The 21656-nt window shown below is 52.1% G+C and carries 18 protein-coding genes; 11 read left to right on the top strand and 7 right to left on the bottom strand.

The features are described 5' to 3' along the window. Nucleotides 1–186 precede the first annotated feature (186 nt). Nucleotides 187–1314, top strand: coding sequence for a slipin family protein (locus SK33_RS22055; RefSeq protein WP_048220015.1), 1128 nt, complete (start codon nt 187–189; stop codon nt 1312–1314). A 5-nt stretch (nt 1315–1319) separates the two neighbouring features. Further along, complete coding sequence (locus tag SK33_RS22050; protein WP_003031665.1) at nt 1320–2105, top strand: nucleotidyltransferase domain-containing protein; 786 nt, start codon at nt 1320–1322, stop codon at nt 2103–2105. Nucleotides 2106–2147: 42 nt separating this feature from the next. Here the strand turns inward: SK33_RS22050 and lysC are convergent, their stop codons facing one another. Then, a complete protein-coding gene (lysC, locus tag SK33_RS22045) occupies nt 2148–3497 on the bottom strand; it encodes a lysine-sensitive aspartokinase 3 (RefSeq protein ID WP_003031667.1) in 1350 nt (449 codons plus the stop codon). A 314-nt stretch (nt 3498–3811) separates the two neighbouring features. Here lysC and pgi point away from each other — a divergent pair, with 314 nt between their 5' ends. The 5 genes from pgi to SK33_RS22020 all read left to right on the top strand — a co-directional run bounded on the left by pgi (nt 3812) and on the right by SK33_RS22020 (nt 9711). Then, nucleotides 3812–5461, top strand: a complete 1650-nt coding sequence (gene pgi / locus SK33_RS22040) for a glucose-6-phosphate isomerase (protein ID WP_003031668.1) — start codon at nt 3812–3814, stop codon at nt 5459–5461. Nucleotides 5462–5880: 419 nt separating this feature from the next. Further along, nucleotides 5881–6123, top strand: a complete 243-nt coding sequence (yjbE, locus tag SK33_RS22035; RefSeq protein WP_003826562.1) for an exopolysaccharide production protein YjbE — start codon at nt 5881–5883, stop codon at nt 6121–6123. Between the two features lie 119 nt (nt 6124–6242). Next, nucleotides 6243–6881, top strand: coding sequence for a YjbF family lipoprotein (locus SK33_RS22030; protein WP_048220017.1), 639 nt, complete (start codon nt 6243–6245; stop codon nt 6879–6881). Then, on the top strand, nt 6878–7615 hold the full coding sequence (locus SK33_RS22025) for a capsule biosynthesis GfcC family protein (RefSeq protein WP_048220019.1): 738 nt from the start codon (nt 6878–6880) through the stop codon (nt 7613–7615). Before SK33_RS22030 ends, SK33_RS22025 begins: the two co-directional genes overlap by 4 nt. Continuing rightward, nucleotides 7615–9711, top strand: a complete 2097-nt coding sequence (locus tag SK33_RS22020) for a YjbH domain-containing protein (protein ID WP_048220021.1) — start codon at nt 7615–7617, stop codon at nt 9709–9711. The genes SK33_RS22025 and SK33_RS22020 overlap by 1 nt, the downstream gene beginning before the upstream one ends. A 97-nt stretch (nt 9712–9808) precedes the next feature. Here the strand turns inward: SK33_RS22020 and SK33_RS22015 are convergent, their stop codons facing one another. Then, nucleotides 9809–10261 carry an acyltransferase gene (locus tag SK33_RS22015; RefSeq protein ID WP_003031673.1) on the bottom strand — a complete coding sequence of 151 codons (453 nt, stop codon included), beginning with the start codon at nt 10259–10261 and terminating at the stop codon, nt 9809–9811. Between the two features lie 138 nt (nt 10262–10399). Here SK33_RS22015 and psiE point away from each other — a divergent pair, with 138 nt between their 5' ends. Beyond that, the gene (psiE, locus tag SK33_RS22010; RefSeq protein ID WP_003031674.1) at nt 10400–10810 is read left to right on the top strand and encodes a phosphate-starvation-inducible protein PsiE; all 411 of its coding nucleotides are present in this window, start codon (nt 10400–10402) and stop codon (nt 10808–10810) included. A gap of 75 nt (nt 10811–10885) precedes the next feature. Here psiE and nhaC read toward each other — a convergent pair whose 3' ends face one another. The 5 genes from nhaC to malE all read right to left on the bottom strand — a co-directional run bounded on the left by nhaC (nt 10886) and on the right by malE (nt 17582). Next, nucleotides 10886–12337, bottom strand: coding sequence for a Na+/H+ antiporter NhaC (gene nhaC / locus SK33_RS22005; RefSeq protein ID WP_047389614.1), 1452 nt, complete (start codon nt 12335–12337; stop codon nt 10886–10888). Beyond that, a complete protein-coding gene (locus SK33_RS22000; RefSeq protein ID WP_032948311.1) occupies nt 12330–13508 on the bottom strand; it encodes a MalY/PatB family protein in 1179 nt (392 codons plus the stop codon). The genes nhaC and SK33_RS22000 overlap by 8 nt, the downstream gene beginning before the upstream one ends. 302 nt (nt 13509–13810) lie before the next feature. Beyond that, on the bottom strand, nt 13811–14701 hold the full coding sequence (gene malG, locus SK33_RS21995) for a maltose ABC transporter permease MalG (protein ID WP_003031677.1): 891 nt from the start codon (nt 14699–14701) through the stop codon (nt 13811–13813). 14 nt (nt 14702–14715) lie between these two features. Then, a complete protein-coding gene (gene malF / locus SK33_RS21990; RefSeq protein WP_003841377.1) occupies nt 14716–16260 on the bottom strand; it encodes a maltose ABC transporter permease MalF in 1545 nt (514 codons plus the stop codon). A gap of 131 nt (nt 16261–16391) precedes the next feature. Further along, nucleotides 16392–17582 carry a maltose/maltodextrin ABC transporter substrate-binding protein MalE gene (gene malE, locus SK33_RS21985; protein ID WP_003031680.1) on the bottom strand — a complete coding sequence of 397 codons (1191 nt, stop codon included), beginning with the start codon at nt 17580–17582 and terminating at the stop codon, nt 16392–16394. Nucleotides 17583–17942: 360 nt separating this feature from the next. Here malE and malK point away from each other — a divergent pair, with 360 nt between their 5' ends. From malK to malM, 3 genes are all read left to right on the top strand, one after another. Next, nucleotides 17943–19052: a maltose/maltodextrin ABC transporter ATP-binding protein MalK gene (malK, locus tag SK33_RS21980; RefSeq protein ID WP_003031682.1), complete on the top strand. Its 1110-nt coding sequence runs from the start codon at nt 17943–17945 to the stop codon at nt 19050–19052. Between the two features lie 78 nt (nt 19053–19130). Then, nucleotides 19131–20486: a maltoporin gene (locus SK33_RS21975; RefSeq protein WP_003031683.1), complete on the top strand. Its 1356-nt coding sequence runs from the start codon at nt 19131–19133 to the stop codon at nt 20484–20486. A gap of 113 nt (nt 20487–20599) precedes the next feature. Then, nucleotides 20600–21547 (top strand): maltose operon protein MalM, encoded by a 948-nt coding sequence (gene malM / locus SK33_RS21970; protein ID WP_048220023.1) that lies wholly within the window; start codon nt 20600–20602, stop codon nt 21545–21547. Nucleotides 21548–21656: the final 109 nt, after the last annotated feature.

Here is a 21656-nt window from a genome sequence, read left to right as displayed (position 1 = left end):
GGGTTCGATTCCCAATTTCATCCCCGAATGAAAACTGGTTGTTAATCATAGAAATAAAGCGGAGTGATGTGCAGTTAGCACGCTCCAGAACAGGCTGCCGGTAAAGATGCCGTGTGACAGGCAAAAGGGAATTCCCCTGTCGCTTCGCCCCTGCACCCGCGCCTGAACGATATTAAGGAATATACAATGGCTAAGAAAATCACTATTCAAAAAGCGCAGTTAGGTCTTTTATCCCGCGAGGGTGATTACTATCAGGTGTTGGAAGCGGGTCAGCATCGTTTACCGTGGTTTAACACCCCGGAAGTGCTGATCGTCAACAGGGATGGCGGCGAAGTACCGCAGGCATTAGCGGAGTATTTACGCCGCTTTCAGCCCGAGTGGGTGGCGCGTTTCTGCCTGGTCGCGGATACAACGGATACCGAAGCCGCGGCGCTGTATATCAACGGCGTTTTGCAGGAGATCCTGCCACCGGCATCGCGCCGTCTGTACTGGAGAGCCGACGAAGCGTTAACGCTGGTACGTATGGATACGCGCGAGGTTCAGGTGCCAACGGACGTCATGAATGCAGTATTACAGCCCCGTCGCAGCGGTGCGGTGAAAGGTCGCGAAGCAATCTTAACGGTGCAGGTTCCGGCGTGGCACGTCGGTGTGCTGAAAATTGACGGTGAAACTCAGGCGCTGTTGCCGCCGGGGTTAACAGCATACTGGAAGGTAAACCATCTGATTGAAGCGGAAGTAGTGGATACCCGCTTGCAGGTGCTGGAGGTTGGCGGCCAGGAGATACTGACCAAAGATAAGGTCAACCTGCGTTTGAACCTGGCGGCGAACTGGCGTTATCGCGATGTGCTGCTGGCATTTGGTCAACTGACTAAACCGCTGGATCACCTGTACCGGGAATTGCAGTTTGCGCTGCGTGAAGCGGTGGGAACGCGCACGCTGGACGAATTGCTGGAAGATAAGCAGGCGATCGATGAAGTGGTGAGCGCGCAGGTGAAAGCCCGCATGACGCCGTTTGGTATCGAAGTGGCTTCACTGGGGGTGAAGGATATTGTCCTGCCCGGCGATATGAAGGCTATTTTATCGCAACTGGTTGAAGCGGAAAAATCCGCCCAGGCCAACGTGATCCGACGTCGTGAAGAGACGGCCGCCACGCGATCGCTGTTAAATACGGCAAAAGTGATGGAAAACAACCCGGTAGCGCTGCGCTTAAAAGAACTGGAAACCCTCGAAAGAGTTGCTGAGCGTATCGATAAAATCTCGGTGTTCGGGGGCCTGGATCAGGTGCTGCACGGCCTTGTGAACATAAAAGGATAAGAATAATGAGTTACAACACAGTGGACGGCGCAATGCGTGAAAGGGTATTGCGCCAGCTAAAAGAGGTTGAGCAGCGCTATGGCGTCAGGGTGCTGTATGCCTGTGAATCCGGCAGCCGTGGCTGGGGATTTGCCTCGCCGGACAGCGACTACGACGTGCGATTTCTCTATGTTCATCCCCCTGAATGGTATCTGCGGATCGAAGCGCCACGCGATGTTATTGAGCTGCCGATAGATGATGAGCTGGACGTGTGCGGCTGGGAATGGCGCAAGGCGCTGGGGTTACTCAAAGGCGCAAACCCGACGCTTATCGAGTGGCTGGATTCGCCGGTGGTCTATCAGCAGGATGACGTGACCGTTTCGGCGCTGAAAGCGCTGGTGCCCAAATGGTTTTCTCCGCTACGTGCCCGCTGGCACTACTACTCTATGGCGCGGAAAAACTTCCGTGGTTATTTGCAGGGTGACGACGTGCGATTGAAGAAGTACTTCTACGTTCTGCGACCCCTGTTGGCGGTGCGTTGGGTGGAAGCGGGCAAGGGCGTACCGCCGATGCGTTTTGCCGACCTGCTGGCGGGAAGTGAACTGGATGCGCCATTGCGTCATGAAATTGATGAGCTGTTGGAGCGCAAGCAGTGTGCGGGTGAAGCGGAGTACGGCCCGCGTCGTCCACTGTTGCATGCGTTTATCCGCGCCGAGCTGGAAAGAGGAGAGATTCCACCGGCGTTACCGGATTGCCGGGAAGGCGATGTCAGGGAGCTGGACAGATTGTTATATGAAACGGTGATGCGGTGAAAATGCCCGATGGCCTAAGAACCATCGGGCGTTGACGTCTACTTATTCAAACAAGTTATGGTGTAGCTTCTGTACAACCTGCTCGGCTTCAGTACCGGGTACCAGGAAGCACAGGTTATGGCTGGACGCGCCGTAGCAAATCATTCGAATGTTGAATGGCTCCAGTACGCCGAACACCTCTTTACCCACGCCACAGGCTTTGGACAGGTCATTGCCAATCAACGCCACCAGCGCCAGGCCTTCTTCCACTTCAACCCGACACAGGGCAGACAGTTCCATCAGCAGAGACTGTGTTAACAGTGTATCGCCGGTGGACGTTGAACCAGTGGTATCCAGCGTCAGCGCGACGCTGACTTCGGATGTGGTAATTAAATCGACCGAGATATTGTGGCGTGCCAGGATGCCGAACACTTCCGCCAAAAAGCCGCGAGAGTGCAGCATATTCAGGCTATGCAGCGTCAGCAGCGTCTGCTTACGGCGTAATGCCAGCGCCCGGAACAGCGGTGGATTCGCGGTTTTATTACATACCAGCGTACCGCCTGCTTTTGGATCCTTACTGGAGCCCACAAACACCGGAATATCGCTACGTACGGCTGGCAACAGGGTTGCCGGATGCAGCACTTTCGCGCCAAAGGTCGCCATTTCCGCGGCCTCTTCAAAGGCAATTTCATCAATACGCTGCGCAGCCGGAACCACGCGCGGATCGGTCGTGTAAATGCCGGGAACGTCGGTCCAGATATCAACGCGCGTTGCGTGTAGGGCTTCTGCCAGTAAGGCGGCGGTATAATCGCTGCCGCCGCGTCCCAGCGTGGTGGTGCGGCCCTTGCCTTCACTGCCGATAAAGCCCTGAGTAATCACCAGACCTTCGCTCAGACGCGGGGCCAACTGGAGCGTTGCCAGTTCAGCCAGCGCCGTGACGTCGGGTTCTGCACGACCAAAACGATCGTTGGTGCGCATCACTTTACGCACGTCAAACCACTGCGCTTGCACGTTGCGTTCACGCAGGATCTCGACGAACAGCAGGGTAGACATCAGTTCACCGTGGCTGACCAGTTCGTCGGTCAGCGCGGTTGAGGTCGCCAGTGACGCCGCTTCTGCCAGTGTGGTGATGTTTTCCAGCAGACGTTCGATCTCTTCACGGATCACGTTTGGATAACGCAGGCGTTCCAGAATATTGAACTGAATTTGACGAATGGCATCGAGTTTTTCGAAGCGCGCGGTTGGCTCCAGCCCTTCAGCCAGTGCGACCAGCAGGTTGGTGATTCCCGCAGAAGCGGAAAGTACCACCACACGGACGTTAGCATCAGAAAGCACTACATCAGCGCTGCGATTCATGGCATCAAAATCCGCCACGCTGGTACCACCAAACTTGGAGACAACTACATCAGTCATAACTACCTCGTGTCAGGGAATGAATAGAGCGACCATGGCACATAAGGCAGAACGAAAACCGGTGCAGGCGCAAATGCAAATACCGTATTTATAAATAAAATGTGTAGCTTGCACTGTCAACGCTGGGATTATGCGGATTTTTCATGCTGCAACTGCGTTGAGTAACGGTACTAATAACAACGCTGATAACCGCTATACTTTTTAGCCACGTTTGGCGGATGCCCTGGCAATGGCATTAAAACAATCACACTTTTCTGTGACTGGCGTTACAATCGATCTCAGTCACAATTCTCAAAATCAGAAGAGTATTGCTAATGAAAAACATCAATCCAACGCAGACCTCAGCCTGGCAGGCACTACAAAAACACTTTGAAGAAATGAAAGACGTTACTATCGCGGATCTTTTCGCGAAAGATAGCGATCGTTTCACTAAATTTTCCGCGACGTTTGACGATCTGATGCTGGTGGATTTTTCCAAAAACCGCATCACTGAAGAGACGCTGGCTAAACTGCAGGATCTGGCGAAAGAAACCGATTTGGCGGGTGCCATCAAGTCCATGTTCTCCGGTGAGAAAATCAACCGTACTGAAGACCGTGCCGTGCTGCACGTGGCGCTGCGTAACCGTAGCAATACGCCGATCATCGTTGACGGCAAAGATGTGATGCCGGAAGTGAATGCGGTACTGGAGAAGATGAAATCTTTCTCTGAAGCGATCATCTCCGGAAGCTGGAAAGGCTATACCGGCAAAGCCATCACTGATGTAGTAAACATCGGTATCGGCGGTTCTGACCTTGGCCCGTTCATGGTGACCGAAGCGCTGCGTCCGTATAAAAATCACCTGAACATGCACTTTGTGTCGAACGTCGATGGTACGCACATCGCCGAAGTGCTGAAAAAAGTGAACCCGGAAACCACGCTGTTCCTGGTCGCTTCCAAAACCTTCACCACCCAGGAAACCATGACCAACGCCCACAGCGCGCGCGACTGGTTCCTGGCGACCGCTGGCGACAACAAGCACGTAGCCAAACACTTCGCAGCGCTTTCCACTAACGGTAAAGCGGTTGGCGAGTTTGGTATTGATACTGCCAATATGTTCGAGTTCTGGGACTGGGTTGGCGGTCGTTACTCCCTGTGGTCTGCAATCGGTCTGTCCATCATCCTGTCCGTAGGCTTCGACAATTTTGTTGAGCTGCTCTCCGGCGCACATGCGATGGACAAACACTTCTCCACCACCCCGGCTGAGAAAAACCTGCCGGTGCTGCTGGCGCTGATCGGTATCTGGTACAACAACTTCTTCGGTGCCGAAACCGAAGCGATTCTGCCGTATGACCAGTATATGCACCGTTTCGCGGCCTACTTCCAGCAGGGCAACATGGAATCCAACGGTAAATACGTTGACCGTAACGGCAATGCGGTGGATTACCAGACTGGCCCAATCATCTGGGGTGAGCCGGGTACTAACGGCCAGCATGCGTTCTACCAGCTGATCCACCAGGGTACCAAAATGGTGCCGTGCGATTTCATCGCGCCGGCAATCACCCACAATCCGCTGTCGGATCACCATCCGAAACTGCTGTCTAACTTCTTCGCGCAAACCGAAGCGCTGGCTTTTGGTAAATCTCGTGAAGTGGTTGAGCAGGAATATCGCGACCAGGGTAAAGATCCGGCTACGCTTGAGCACGTTGTGCCGTTCAAAGTGTTCGAAGGTAACCGTCCAACGAACTCCATTCTGCTGCGCGAAATCACGCCGTTCAGCCTGGGTGCGCTGATTGCGCTGTACGAACACAAAATCTTCACTCAGGGCGCGATCCTGAACATCTTCACCTTTGACCAGTGGGGCGTTGAGCTGGGCAAACAGCTGGCGAACCGCATTCTGCCAGAGCTGAACGATGATAAAACTGTTTCTTCCCATGATGTTTCTACTAATGGGTTGATTAACCGTTACAAAGCCTGGCGCGCCTGATGGCGCTGCGCTTATCCGGCCTACAGGCACATATCCTGTAGGCCGGATAAGGCGTTTCGCCGCCATCCGGCATTAATGAAATAAAAAAGCCGATATTAATATCGGCTTTTTTATAAGATTACTCCAGGATATCTACGTTTTTACTTCACCCTTTAATTGAGCTTAATCCTAAAATAATTTATTCAACGTTATCCTATTTCTGATATTTTCAGATTTACCGGGTATTGTGTTTTTATTATTATATTTTAACTCTTTGAATTAAGTTGTTTTTATTATTTGTTGTTAATCATATTTTCTCTCGTTATCTAATTGTCCTAAATTCCCTCTCGACCTAATTTGCATACTTCGCTTGTGTATACTCGATCTCGCCCGAAATTCTTTTGGGTAAATCTCCATTCATACAATGAAGGGAATTTGTGATGAAAAAAGTTCTGTATGGCCTTTGGGCTATATCTGCGCTTGCGGCGACCTCTGTCTATGCCGCCCCCGTTCAGGTGGGTGAGGCTGCAGGGTCGGCTGCTGCGTCGGTTTCGGCAGGAAGTTCCTCCGCAACCAGCGTGAGCACCGTAAGTTCTGCGGTGGGGGTTGCCCTGGCGGCGACCGGCGGCGGCGATGGTTCTAATACCGGAACCACAACTACCACAACCACCAGTACCCAGTAATAAAGGTACGTTTAATTCTAACCACACTTCGGTGTGGTTATTTTGGAATTGCCAAAAGTCTGTGGGATTTGTAGGCCGGGTAAGCGTCGCGCCACCCGGCAATAATGCGGAGAAACGTCGTGAAGCGACCAGCGATCATAATGGTTTGCCTGCTACTGCAGGCGTGCTCAGCCACTACCGAAGGGCTGGGTCATTCGCTGTGGGATAGCGTGTTTGGTACTCCCGGCGTACAGATGACGGACGATGAAATTCAAAACATGCCTTACGCCAGCCAGTACATGCAGCTCAACGGCGGTCCCCAACTGTTTGTGGTACTCGCGTTTGCAGAAAACGGACAGCAGAAATGGGTGACTCAGGATCGGGCTATTCTCGTCACGCAGCATGGGCGCATTGTGAAAACGCACCTTGGCGGGGACAACCTAATCGAGGTGAATAATCTGGCGACAGACCCGCTCATCAAGCCAAATCAGATAGTCGACGGCGCAACGTGGATCCGCACGATGGGCTGGACTGAACATCAGCAGGTACGCTATGCCACCGCGCGCTCGGTTTTCACATGGGATGGCGCCGACACCATCAAAGTCGGCAGCGATAACACGCCGGTACGGATCCTTGATGAAGAGGTCACCACCGATCAAACGCGCTGGCATAACCGCTACTGGGTAGACAGTGACGGCATGATTCGCCAGTCGGAACAGTATCTTGGCGCAGGTTTCTTCCCGGTGAAAACCACGCTGATTAAGGCGGCAAAACCATGATGAAACAAATGATTACTGCGCTGACATTCAGCCTGTGCGCGGCATCTGTTTTTGCTGCGGGCAGCGTAAAAGTGATTACGACAGGTAGCACAGAAGCAAAAACGCTGACCGGGGCTGAACATCTGCTCGACCTGGTTGGACAGCCGCGGTTGAGCAATAGCTGGTGGCCAGGCGCGGTTATCAGCGAAGAGCGGGCAACAACTGAGGCACAACGTCAGCAGCAGGCATTACTGGCTCGTCTGGCGACGTTGAGCGCTGAAGCAAGCGGTGAGGATGCTAGCGCTATCAACGCATTACGCCAGCAAATTCAGGCGCTGAAGGTGGCCGGTAGACAGACGATTAATCTCGACCCGGATGTAGTGCGTACCAGTGAGCCAGGCAACCCGCCGTTGCAGGGTAATTACACACTGTGGGTCGGACCGCAGCCCACGGATATCACGCTGTTGGGTTTGCTAAGCCACACGGGTAAACAGCTGTTTATACCCGGACGTGATGTTGCCAGCTATCTCGATGGGCAGCATCGGCTCAGCGGCGCGGATCGTAGCTACGCCTGGGTTGTCTATCCCGACGGACGCACACAAAAAGTACCGGTCGCCTACTGGAACAAACGTCACATTGAGCCGATGCCCGGCAGCATCATTTTTGTCGGGCTGTCGGACTCTGTCTGGAGCAGCACCCCGGATGAAATCAATGCCGACATTCTTCGCACCCTGACCCAGCGGATACCCGAATAATGAGAAAAACTTATCTGCTCAGCCTGTTGGCGCTGGGTATTAGTGCGGCCTGTCACGGTGAAACGTATCCTGCACCGATTGGTCCTTCCCAGTCCGATTTTGGCGGCGTGGGGCTGCTGCAAACCCCAACCGCACGCATGGCGCGTGAGGGCGAAATGAGCCTTAACTACCGCGATAACGATCAGTACCGCTATTACTCTGCGTCGGTGCAGCTCTTCCCGTGGTTGGAAACCACGCTGCGCTATACCGATGTGCGTACCAAACAATACAGTAGCGTGGAGTCGTTTTCTGGCGATCAGACTTACAAGGATAAAGCTTTTGATCTCAAACTACGTCTGTGGGAAGAGAGCTACTGGATGCCGCAGGTGGCAGTTGGCGCGCGAGATATTGGCGGAACGGGCCTGTTCGATGCGGAGTATATTGTGGCGAACAAAGCCTGGGGACCGTTTGATTTCTCACTCGGTCTTGGCTGGGGATACCTCGGGACCAGCGGCAACGTCAGCAATCCGTTTTGCTCATACAGCGATAAATTCTGTCATCGCGATAACAGTTACAAGCAGGCGGGTTCCATTGACGGCAGCCAGATGTTCCACGGCCCGGCGTCGCTGTTTGGTGGCGTGGAATATCAGACACCCTGGCAGCCGCTGCGTCTGAAACTGGAGTATGAGGGTAATAATTACCAGCAGGATTTTGCGGGCAAGCTGGATCAGAAGAGCAAGTTTAACGTCGGCGCTATTTATCGCGTCACCGATTGGGCCGACGTTAACCTCAGCTATGAGCGCGGCAACACCTTTATGTTTGGGGTCACGCTGCGGACTAACTTTAACGATCTGCGACCACACTATAACGACAACGCCCGCCCGGAATATCAGCCGCAGCCGCAGGATGCTATCCTGCAACATTCGGTGGTGGCGAATCAGCTAACGCTGCTGAAATACAATGCCGGGCTGGCGGATCCTAAAATCCAGGTGCAGGGCGATACGCTGTATGTAACAGGCGAACAGGTGAAATACCGTGATTCGCGCGAGGGGATCGAGCGTGCCAACCGGATCGTGATGAACGATCTTCCTGACGGGATCCGCACGATCCGTATTACGGAAAATCGCCTTAACTTGCCGCAGGTGACGACCGAAACAGAGGTTTCCAGCCTCAAGCGCCATCTGGAAGGCGAGCCGTTGGGCCATGAGACTCAACTGGCGCAAAAACGCGTGGAGCCCGTGGTGCCGAAAACGACCGAGCAGGGCTGGTATATCGATAAGTCGCGCTTCGATTTCCATATCGATCCGGTGTTAAACCAGTCGGTGGGCGGCCCGGAAAATTTCTATATGTATCAGTTGGGCGTGATGGGTACGGCGGATTGGTGGGTGACCGATCATCTGCTGACCACCGGGAGTTTGTTCGCCAACCTCGCCAATAACTATGACAAGTTTAACTACACCAACCCGCCGCAGGATTCGCATTTGCCGCGTGTGCGTACCCATGTACGTGACTACGTGCAAAACGATGTTTACGTGAATAACCTGCAGGCCAACTACTTCCAGTCACTCGGCAACGGCTTTTACGGACAGGTGTACGGCGGCTATCTGGAGACCATGTACGGCGGCGCGGGGGCAGAAGTGCTCTATCGTCCGCTGGACAGCAACTGGGCGTTTGGTGTTGATGCCAACTACGTGAAACAGCGTGACTGGCGTAGCGCGCAGGATATGATGAAATTCACCGACTACAGCGTGAAGACCGGGCATTTGACCGCGTACTGGAATCCTTCTTTCGCCCAGGATGTGCTGGTGAAAGCCAGCGTGGGTCAGTATCTGGCCGGGGATAAGGGCGGAACGTTGGAGATCGCCAAACGCTTCGACAGCGGTGTCGTGGTGGGTGGTTATGCGACTATCACTAACGCCTCGCCGGATGAGTATGGCGAGGGTGATTTTACAAAAGGGGTGTACGTTTCCGTGCCGCTGGATCTGTTCTCGTCTGGTCCGACCCGCAGCCGTGCGGCGATTGGCTGGACGCCGTTAACACGTGATGGCGGTCAGCAGCTTGGGCGTAAGTTTGGTCTGTACGATATGACCAGCGATCGCAGCGTGAATTTTCGGTAATCGAGCCGTTTGCCAGCCGGATGGCGCTACGCTTATCCGGCCTACAAAGAGCCTGTATTGCAGGCCGGATAAGGTATTTACGCCGTCATCAGGGAAGTTACAGGCGACGCAATAATTTTGCCGGGTTTCCCGCGTACACGCCTTTCTCGGTGATTGATTTGGTCACTACGCTTCCTGCGCCGATGACCGCGCCATCGCAGACAGTGACCGCCAGAATGGTCGCTCCACTGCCGATCGAAACATCGTCGCCAATCGTAATGCGTCCCCAGCTGTTGCGGTCGGCGTTGGGTTTTCCTTCGCGGAACATATCGTTGGCGAACATCACGCCATGCCCGATAAAACAGCGGGCGCCGAGGGTGACATATTCGCAGATGAAGGTGTGCGACTGAATTTTGCTGTCTGCGCCAATCTGTGTGTTGCCCTGGATTTCAACAAATGGTCCGACAAAAACGTTGTCTCCCAATGTGCAATCGTAGAGATTGGCGGGTTCATAAATCACCACGTTCTCACCGCAGGTAACGTTGCGGACAGCGGATTGTCTTAGCTGCATAATTCATCCTGTGAAATGTATCGTGGCATTCATCATTCTCCGTTGACCTTTCTTGCACAAAATATAAACAAAAAATGTAGATCTCTGTCACATTTTTGCGTTATACAGGAACCTCGCCACTGAGTAAGAGGTGCTGTTATGACGTCGCTATCTCGTCCGCGCGTGGAGTTTATCTCCACTATTTTACAGACCGTGTTGAATCTGGGACTGCTGAGTCTGGGCCTGATCCTGGTTGTATTCCTCGGGAAAGAAACGCTGCATCTGGCGGACGTGCTGTTCGCCCCGGAACAAACCAGCAAGTATGAGCTGGTGGAAGGGCTGGTGGTTTACTTCCTCTACTTTGAATTTATCGCGTTGATTGTGAAGTACTTTCAGTCAGGGTTTCACTTTCCGTTGCGCTACTTTGTCTATATCGGGATCACCGCGATTGTGCGGTTGATCATTGTCGATCATAAAGCGCCGATGGATGTGCTGATCTATTCTGCAGCGATCCTGCTGCTGGTGATCACCCTGTGGCTGTGTAATTCCAAACGGCTGAAGCGAGAGTAAAAGACAACACGCCGCAATCGGGCTGCGGCGTGTAGACGTAGTTAATAATTGGCAAATATCTTAATCAGGCTGGTACTACTTGCTTTCATTTGCTGCTTTCATCATGAGCTGTTGCTGCTTTTCTTTGGATAAGCGAGCAATGCCAAAACCAGTGAACCCCCATAACGTCGCAAAGAAAATGCCACTCCAGCAGAGAATCGCCCACGGAAGATAGCTTAATGTTGCAACACCAAGCGTACCTGCCATGTAGGCTCCCGCCGCAGTCCAGGGCAGAATCGGCTCGAATATGGTGGCAGAGTCTTCTACTGTCCTTGCCAGATTTTTTGGGTGTAGCCCGCGCTCAATATAAGCGCTTCGTAGCATTTCAATCGGAATCAGGATTGAGATCTGACCATTACAGGTCACGCTAATCATTGTTAAACCACAGGCAATAGTCGCAAGAATCATGGTACCTGTGGAATGAACTAATTTAAGTAGGTTGTGGACAATGACTTCTAAAGCACCGCTCAGAGCCAATGTTCCCGCAAATGAAAGGGCGCAGAAACAAATCAGCAGCGTACTCATCATCGAGTTCATGCCACCACGGTTAAGCAAATTACCCAATAGGGGATTAACATCTTTATCGGCAAGCATTGAAACGTTAAATCCGTCTACGGCGCTTTTTACAATATCGTGCAGAGTGAAACCCTGAATGACGCTGGCGTTGATCATGGCAACCAGTGCCGAAACTAACATAATTGGAATGGTTGGTTTCTTGGTAATCGAGCCGTACAAGACAATAGCAATGGGTAACAGTAACAACAAATTAAAATGGTAAATTCCCTTTAATCCCTCTGTAATTAACTGAACTTTATCGGGAACGGTTGAGCCGCCGAGATCGCCATTCATACCATAGAGGGTCATGACAACAGCAGAAAGGATCAAGGAAGGAAGGGTTGTGTAAAGTAAATGAGCGATATGTTCATAGAGATCTATCTGGGCGGCCATCGCTGCCAGGTTTGTGTCACCAGAAAGGGGAGACAGTTTGTCCCCGAAGTAAGCTCCCGCCACAATAGCGCCAGCAGTTGCTGCCAGATTAGCCTCCATTCCGATGGCCACGCCCATAAACGCTACACCGACTGTGCCCGCTGAGCCCCAGGATGTTCCTGTGCACACAGAGACGACTGCAGTGACAAGCAGGGCTGTCACATAGATCATTGAAGGGTTTATCAGATTAAGGCCGTAATAAATCATCAGCGGAATAGTGCCGCCTATCATCCATGTCCCAATCAGTAGGCCCACGCTGATCAAAATTAAGAGAGCGGGCATCGTTTTGGCGATTTTCTGCGAAATTGATTCAAGGATTGCGTTGTAGCCGTACCCCAAACGCTTAACCAATAGTGCCGCAATGACGGTCGAAAGGACCATTAATGGCTCAGGTGGTAGATCGAAAGCCGCATAACCGACCCCCAGCAATAAGACCATCGCCAGTATCGGTAACATTGATTCCACCAGAGTTGGTGTTCTTGGAGTATTGTTATTATTCATGGAGGGAAACTCCTTTAGTGTAGGGTATGCTCTGATAAATCCGTTCAAATGCTTCTTTAAGAATGGTTCTCGGCGTGGCAATGTTCACACGGAAAAAACCAAGTCCTTCATCGCCAAAATCTGATCCCCAACTCATCTCAACACCTGCGAGCGAAACAAACCAATGGCGTAGCTGTTCTTCGCTGATGTTCATCGCTCGGTAGTCAATCCACAACATGTAAGTTCCGCCACCAGAGGCTAAAACCCAGTCTGGAAAATGAGTCTGGCAAAAGGATTGAACCCAGCTCCTGTTTTCGGCTAAATAATCTTTTAATGCTGCTAACCAAGAATCACCATGGCGGTAAGCACAGAGAAATGCAGGAACAGAGAAATAACCAGGATTATGGATACCTGCTGCAATAAGAGCTGATTTAAACTTTTCTCGACACTTATCATTAGCAATAACAATATTGGCGATTTCAAGTCCGGCCATATTGAATGTTTTTGCCGGAGATGTACAAATAAATGAGTTTTGTGCAACGTATGAACTTATCGAAGAAATTGTTTGATGTTGTTTTTTGATGAAATTGAAGTCTGCATGAACATCATCAGAAATAATAAAAACGTTGTATTTCTCTGCTAATGAAGCTATTTTTCTTAGATTATCTTCTGACCAGATTGTTCCTGTTGGATTATGCGGCGATATTAGAATGAAACAACAAGCCGTTTTAAACTTATCTTCGAGATCCGCAAAGTCTATTTCATAGGAGCGGTCACGATAAAGCAACGCACTTTCCAGCAATACTCTATGGTTGACTTCAACTGCATGGCTAATAGGATGATAGGCTGGTGCCAGGCTGACAATAGCATCTCCCGGTTGGGTAAAATTCTGGATATATAATGAAACGGCTTGTACCACTCGTGGGCAAAAAACAATGTGTTCAGGGTTGACCTTCCACGAGTAATGGCGTTGATACCACTGTGCTGTCACTTGCTGCCAGTCATCACTTAATAATGTATAACCGTAGATACCTTTCTGATTTGCGACTGATAATTCAGAAACCATAAAATCAGCTACCGGGATATCCATATCAGCTACAGATAGAGGGATGATTTCACGCCCCTTGTTATTATATTTAGCGCTATAGGTTCCGTCGCGTGAAATAACTTTATCAAAATTATAAACTTTCATATTTGTTACTCGCCCGATTTCATCTTTAGAGTAATGTAATATTTCGAGGGTGGAAGTGTTATTCTGTATTTTGTTTTCGTCATTATGAAAATTTGCATATGTGATGCTTATCACAAAGATGTTAACTATCTGTCAATAAAAATAATCCGGCGAGTGTAAACGTTTTACATCGCTTAACCGCCTGGAATTTACATAAAAAAAGGGCGCTCCGTAGAGCGCCGAATAACAGTCACAGGTTGGGATAACATAAGTTGAGGGTTGCAGTGGCATTGCCCGTTGCCGGGCAGTTACTTCGGTAAAACTTAACCTTTCACACCACCTGCCGTCAGTCCGTTGACCAGCCAGCGCTGCGCCAGCAAGAACACCAGAGTGATCGGAATGGCTGAAAGTACAGCTGCGGCGGCAAAGTCGCCCCACAAATAGTTCTGTGGATTGAGGTACTGCTGCATACCTACCGCGAGGGTATAGCTGTTCACATCACGCAGCAGCAGTGACGCGACCGGTACTTCGGTAATAGCGGCAATGAAAGACAGAATAAACACGACCGCCAGAATCGGAACGGAAAGTGGTAGCAGCACCAGGCGGAATGCCTGCCACGGCGTTGCGCCATCCAGCGCGGCCGCTTCTTCCAGCGAACCGTCGATGGTTTCGAAATAACCCTTAATCGTCCATACATGCAGCGCAATACCGCCAAGATAGGCGAAGATCACGCCGCCGTGCGTGTTCAGGCCGATAAACGGAATGTACTGACCCAGGCGGTCAAACAAAGCATATAACGCGACCAGAGACAGCACCGCCGGGAACATCTGGAAAATCAGCATCCCTTTCAGCAGGGTTGCTTTGCCCGGGAAACGCATACGCGCAAAGGCGTAAGCACAGGTGGTGGAAAGCGTCACGATACCGATCGCGGTAATGCTGGCCACTTTCACCGAGTTCCACAGCCATAACAATACCGGGAATGGCGGTGGCGTCACGCGGCCATCCGCGTGTTCAACGCTAAAGCCCAGCGCCAGTTTCCAGTGTTCCCAGGAGATGTTTTCCGGGATCAAACTGCCGGTGGCAAAGTTACCTTCGCGCAGCGAGATAGCGATAACCATCAGCAACGGGAACATGATCGCCGCGATGAAAATCAGCAGCAGCAGGTGCGTTGTTAAGAGACGCAGTTTCTGAGATTTGGGTTGTACCATAGCCATGTTCGTTGTCTCCCTTAATCAAACTTCATACGTGTGGCTTTCAGGTTCACAATCGCCAGCGCGCCGACCAGCAGGAAGATCAGCGTGGCAATCGCCGCCGCCAGACCGAAGTCCTGACCACCGCCGCCTTCAAAGGCAATACGGTAGGTGTAGCTCACGAGCAGGTCGGTATAACCGGCTGGCGTGGTGGTGCCGAGTCGGTCCGGGCCACCGTTGGTCAACAGCTGAATCAGCACGAAGTTGTTAAAGTTAAAGGCGAAGCTGGCGATCATCAGCGGTGTCAACGGCTTAATCAGCAGCGGTAGCGTTATCTTAAAGAAGTTCTGGAACGGACCTGCACCATCCATCGCCGAGGCTTCATACAGATCGTCAGGAATCGCTTTCAGCAGACCCATGCACAGGATCATCATGTATGGATAACCGAGCCAGGTGTTGACGATAATAATCATCGAGCGTGCGGTGGTTGGGTCGCTGAACCAGGCCGGTTTGATACCAAACAGTGCGCTCAGCATCATGTTGATTTCACCAAAGCTCTGGTTGAATAAGCCCTTGAAAATCAGAATCGAGATAAACGACGGTACGGCATACGGAAGAATCAACAGGACACGGTAAATCGCTTTGCCTTTGAGAGATTCCCACTGTACGAGACAGGCCAGCACCATCCCCACAGCAACGGTGAGGATCACCGTCAGAACGGAGAAGACCACCGTCCAGACAAAGATGGCGAAGAACGGTTTCTGGATGCCTTCGTCGGTAAACACGCGAGTGAAGTTATCCCAGCCGATGGCAACGGTATAGCCTGGACTGAGTTTTTCGCTACCCCAGTTACCGTCAGCGTTAATCGCCTGATAATAACCAATATCGTTATTGGCGCGGTATTTTACGCCGCTCTGGCTGTTGGTGAGCGTACCGTCATCAGCGAGCGTATAAAGTGGCTGCGTGCCGGAAAACTGGCGCAGTGAACTCATAATCACTTTGCTTTCATCCGGCAGGATGGCGGTCAATTGGGTTAATGCCTGGCGATTTTGCGTGATGATGCGCAGCGTTGCACGCTCGCCCGCTGGCAGCGCTTCGGCTTCTTTCAACTGCAGTTTCTGTTCGCCGCCAAATTTAAAGGCGTCGGAGAGATAATTCTTGCCGGTTTCACCGTCGGTGAGAGCCAGTTGCCACTCATCACCCGCCGGATACAGGCCAAAGTTGTAGGTTTTCCCAGCCTGATACGAACGATCCATCAGGACTTCCTGAGCGCGTTCAAAGGTCAGTTGGTTGGTACTGCTGTAGTTGGTAAAGGCAATGGCGATCGTACAAATCAGCGGAAACAGGACAAACAGCCCCATACCGGCAACGCCCGGGTAAACATAGCGCCAGGCATAGGCTTTACGGTTAGCGAAAATATACAGGCCAGCAGAGCTTAAAATCAGCGTCATGATGGCAAACAGGTACTCCCCCTGAGCGTACATCAAAACAACAAGGTAACCGACCAGCAGCCCAAGCAGACCCATCACTGACCATTTCAGCGTGTCGCTTTGCCACCAGTGTTTCTTTTTAATGACATCCATGGGGTTCAATCCTCAACAACAATGAAAACCTGTTGGTCAGCGTGCCTGATGGCGCTGCGCTTATCAGGCCTACGGTGTGTTGTAGGCCGGATAAGGCATTTATGCCGCCATCCGGCACGTGTGCTACAGCATTACTTGGTGATACGACCTTGTGCATCTTTCAGCGCGGCATCGACGGTCTGACGGCCGCTGGCTGCGTTGATCACTGCGGTACGAACGGCATACCAGAATGCGGACATCTGTGGGATGTTCGGCATGATTTCGCCTTTCTGGGCGTTATCCATGGTGGCGGCGATGCGTGGGTCTTTCGCTAACTGATCCTGGAAGGATTTCAGCGCAACGGCGCCCAGCGGCTTGTCCTTGTTCACTTCATCCAGACCCTGATCGGTCAGCAGGTAGTTTTCGAGGAACTCTTTCGCCAGTTCTTTGTTCGGGCTGGCGGCGTTGATACCAGCGCTCAGAACGCCAACAAACGGTTTAGACGCTTTGCCTTTGAAGGTTGGCAGCAGCGTGACGCCGTAGTTGATTTTGCTCTTGTCGATGTTGGACCACGCCCACGGACCGTTGATGGTCATCGCGGTATCGCCCTTGTTAAAGGCCGCTTCGGCGATGGAGTAATCCGTATCCGCGTTCATATGTTTGTTCTTGATCAGGTCAACCAGGAAAGTCAGGCCCGCTTTCGCGCCGGCGTTATCCACGCCCACGTCTTTCACATCGTACTTGCCGTTTTCAAACTTGAATGCGTAACCGCCGTCGGCGGCAATCAGCGGCCAGGTGAAGTACGGCTCTTGCAGGTTGAACATCAGCGCGGATTTACCTTTCGCCTTCAGCTCTTTATCCAGCGCAGGAATTTCTTCCCAGGTTTTCGGTGGGTTTGGCACGAGGTCTTTGTTGTAAATCAGCGACAGCGCTTCAACCGCGATCGGGTAGGCAATCAGTTTGCCGTTATAGCGTACGGCATCCCAGGTGAACGGATAGAGTTTGTCCTGGAACGCTTTGTCAGGCGTGATTTCAGCCAGCAGGCCAGACTGAGCGTAACCGCCAAAACGGTCATGAGCCCAGAAGATGATGTCCGGGCCGTCGCCGGTCGCGGCAACCTGCGGGAATTTCTCTTCCAGTTTGTCCGGGTGCTCAATAGTGACTTTGATCCCGGTGTCTTTCTCGAATTTTTTGCCCACTTCAGCGAGGCCGTTATAGCCTTTGTCGCCGTTAATCCAGATAACCAGCTTACCTTCTTCAATCTTGGCGAGAGCCGAGGCGGAAAACATCATCGTCGTTAATGCAGACAATGCGAGGATGCGTGCGCCAGTTTTGATTTTCATAGTTCCCATCCTGTTTGGTGATTTTGCAGAGGTGGCTTAACGGTTACTAGTTTCTTTATACGACAACCTCTTTCCATCCTCCTTACCCCTACGCCCCACCCGCTCTTTATGTGATCTGTGTTACATAAATGTGAGTATTGCGTACTGGCGCACATAAAAACCCACCGATTTTTGCAGGCTGCATCACGAAATTCCTCTGAGGCGGGTAGCCCGGGTCTCAGACGCTGCTCTCTCATCCTCCCGCCTCCTCCCCCATAAAAAAGCCGGGGGGTGGAGGATTCACGCAGTCAAGTGATCGCGCATAGTCAGCCCATCATGAATGTTGCTGTCGATGACAGGTTGTAACGAAGGGAGAAGGGCATGGCGAGCGTACAGCTGCGAAATGTAACAAAAGCCTGGGGTGACGTGGTGGTATCGAAAGATATCAATCTCGACATTCACGAAGGGGAATTCGTGGTGTTTGTCGGACCGTCAGGCTGCGGTAAGTCGACCTTGCTGCGTATGATCGCCGGGCTTGAAACCATCACCAGTGGTGACTTGTTTATCGGGGAGACCCGGATGAACGACATTCCGCCCGCCGAACGCGGTGTGGGCATGGTCTTTCAGTCCTATGCGTTATACCCCCATTTATCTGTCGCGGAAAACATGTCATTCGGCCTCAAACTGGCTGGGGCGAAAAAAGAGGTGATGAACCAGCGTGTGAACCAGGTTGCGGAAGTTCTGCAACTGGCGCACCTGCTGGAGCGTAAACCAAAAGCGCTTTCCGGCGGACAACGTCAGCGTGTGGCGATTGGCCGTACGCTGGTCGCCGAACCGCGTGTATTCCTGCTGGACGAACCGCTGTCAAACCTCGACGCCGCGCTGCGCGTGCAGATGCGTATTGAAATCTCCCGCCTGCATAAACGTCTTGGTCGCACGATGATTTACGTCACCCACGATCAGGTCGAAGCGATGACCCTGGCTGACAAAATTGTGGTGCTGGATGCCGGTCGCGTAGCGCAGGTCGGTAAACCGCTGGAGCTATACCACTACCCGGCTGACCGCTTTGTTGCCGGGTTTATTGGCTCGCCGAAGATGAACTTCCTGCCGGTGAAAGTCACCGGGACGGCCATCGATCAGGTGCAGGTTGAACTGCCTAACCGCCAGCAAATATGGCTCCCGGTAGACAGCCATGCGGTGCAGGTTGGCGCCAACATGTCTTTAGGTATCCGCCCGGAACATCTGCTGCCCAGCGATATCGCCGATGTCACCCTCGAAGGTGAAGTGCAGGTGGTCGAGCAGCTTGGTCACGAAACACAAATTCATATCCAGATCCCCGCCATCCGTCAAAACCTGGTTTACCGCCAGAACGACGTGGTGTTGGTAGAAGAGGGTGCCACATTCGCTATCGGCCTGCCGCCAGAGCGTTGCCATCTGTTCCGTGAGGATGGCAGTGCATGTCGTCGGTTGCATCAAGAGCCGGGTGTTTAAGGTATCCCATTAAAAAAAAGCGCAAAACCGTCAAGGTGAAGCGTTTAAAGAAAAGCAATGATCTCAGGAGATAGAACGATGATTACTCTGCGCAAACTCCCTCTGGCGGTTGCTGTGGCGGCAGGCATTATGTCTGTTCAGGCAATGGCTGTGGATTTCCATGGCTATGCACGTTCCGGTATTGGCTGGACGGGTAGCGGCGGTGAACAACAGTGTTTCCAGGCAACCGGCGCCCAAAGTAAATACCGTCTTGGTAACGAATGTGAAACCTATGCGGAAATTAAATTAGGTCAGGAAGTGTGGAAAGAGGGCGATAAGAGCTTCTACTTCGACACTAACGTTGCCTATTCCGTCGCACAGCAGAATGACTGGGAAGGGACTGACCCGGCCTTCCGTGAAGCCAACGTGCAGGGTAAAAACCTGATTGAATGGCTGCCAGGCTCCACTATCTGGGCAGGTAAGCGCTTCTATCAGCGTCATGATGTTCACATGATCGACTTCTACTACTGGGATATTTCAGGTCCTGGTGCTGGTATTGAAAACATCGATCTGGGCTTCGGTAAACTGTCTCTGGCCGCGAGCCGTTCACAGGAAGCGGGTGGCTCATATGCTTTCAGCAGCCAGAATATCTATGATCGTACCAAAGACACCGCCAACGACGTATTTGACGTTCGTTTAGCGCAGTTGGCAACTAACCCGGATGGGATGTTGGAACTGGGCGTTGACTATGGTCGCGCGAATACCACCGATGATTACCACCTGGCAGACGGCGCATCTAAAGACGGTTGGATGTTCACCGCTGAACATACCCAGAGCATGCTGAAGGGCTACAACAAGTTTGTTGTTCAGTACGCGACAGATTCTATGACCACTCAGGGTAAAGGTCTGAACCAAGGGTCTTACGGTTCATCCTCCTTCACTGTTACTAACCCAGACGGTAGTAAAACGAATTACGCCAATAACGTTATTAATAACAACGGTAGCCTGTTCCGCGTACTTGACCACGGTGCAATCTCCCTGGGCGACAAATGGGATCTGATGTACGTCGGTATGTACCAGAACCTCGATATGGATAACGACCTGGGGACCGAATGGTACACCGTCGGTATCCGTCCGATGTACAAATGGACACCGATCATGAGCACCCTGCTGGAAGTCGGTTACGACAACGTCAAATCTCAGCAGACTGGCGATCGCAACAGCCAGTACAAAATCACCCTGGCGCAACAGTGGCAGGCTGGCGACAGCATCTGGTCCCGCCCGGCAATTCGTGTCTTTGCAACCTATGCCAAATGGGATGAAGAGTGGGGCTACGTTAAAAATGGTAACGACGTAACCAAATACGCCGCTGCAACCAACTCTGGTATCAGCACAACCAGCCGTGGCGACAGCGATGAGTGGTCCTTCGGTGCCCAGATGGAAATCTGGTGGTAATTCAGCACTAACCTGACGTAAAGACCGAAAGAGGGGCGCCAGCCCCTCTTGATTACGGTTTAGCGCGCTATTGCCTGGCCACCGCTGAACCCATGCTATCTGAGGTGATAACAATGAAAATGAAGAAAAGTCTCGTTGCCCTTTGTTTATCTGCAGGGTTATTTGCCAGCGCGCCTGGCATCAGCCTGGCCGATGTAAATATTGTTCCGCAGAACACCACCGCGGCTCCAACTATTCCCACTGCTGCGCTACAACAGTTAACCTGGACGCCGGTTGATCAATCTAAAACCCAGTCAACACAACTCGCGGCAGCGGGTCAGCGTCTGGATGTTGCTGGTATTACTGGCCCAGTCGCCGCGTACAGCGTCCCCGCGAATATTGGTGAGTTAACCCTGACGCTGACCAGTGAAGTCAACAAACAAACCAGTGTATTTGCACCAAACGTTTTAATTCTTGATCAGAACATGACGCCATCTGCGTTCTTCCCCAGCAGCTATTTCACCTACCAGGAACCCGGCGTGATGAGTGCCGATCGTCTGGAAGGCGTAATGCGTCTGACGCCAGCGCTGGGCCAGCAAAAGCTCTATGTTCTGGTCTTTACCACAGATAAAGATCTCCAGCAGACCACGACCCTGCTTGACCCGGCAAAAGCCTATGCCAAGGGTGTAGGTAACGCTGTTCCGGATATCCCTGACCCGATCGCCCGTCATACCACCGACGGTCTGCTGAAGCTGAAAGTCAAAACCAGTTCCTCCTCCAGCGTGCTGGTAGGGCCGCTGTTTGGCTCATCCGGCCCTGGCCCTGTCACGGTGGGTAATACCGCAGCGCCTGCAGTTACTTATGCGGCTCCGGCGGCAGCCGTTGCCGCTCCAGCGCCACAACCGGTGAAGAAAAGTGAGCCGATGTTAAATGACACGGAAAGTTATTTTAACCAGGGCATTAAGGATGCCGTGGCGAAAGGCGATGTCGATAAAGCGCTGAAGCTGCTTGATGAAGCTGAACGTCTGGGATCCAAATCTGCCCGATCCACCTTTATCAGCAGTGTAAAAGGCAAGGGGTAAACGTCTCCCCGCAGTGCTGATTTTGCAACAACTGGTGCGTCTCCTGGCGCACCTTTTTTTATCCTTCGGTGCTAATTGTTACACTTATGTTGCTCTGACGATCACTTAA

The organism is Citrobacter sp. MGH103, from assembly GCF_001034475.2.
GTDB classification, from domain to species: Bacteria; Pseudomonadota; Gammaproteobacteria; order Enterobacterales; family Enterobacteriaceae; genus Citrobacter; species Citrobacter freundii.
This window is presented reverse-complemented; position numbering and strand designations above follow the sequence as displayed.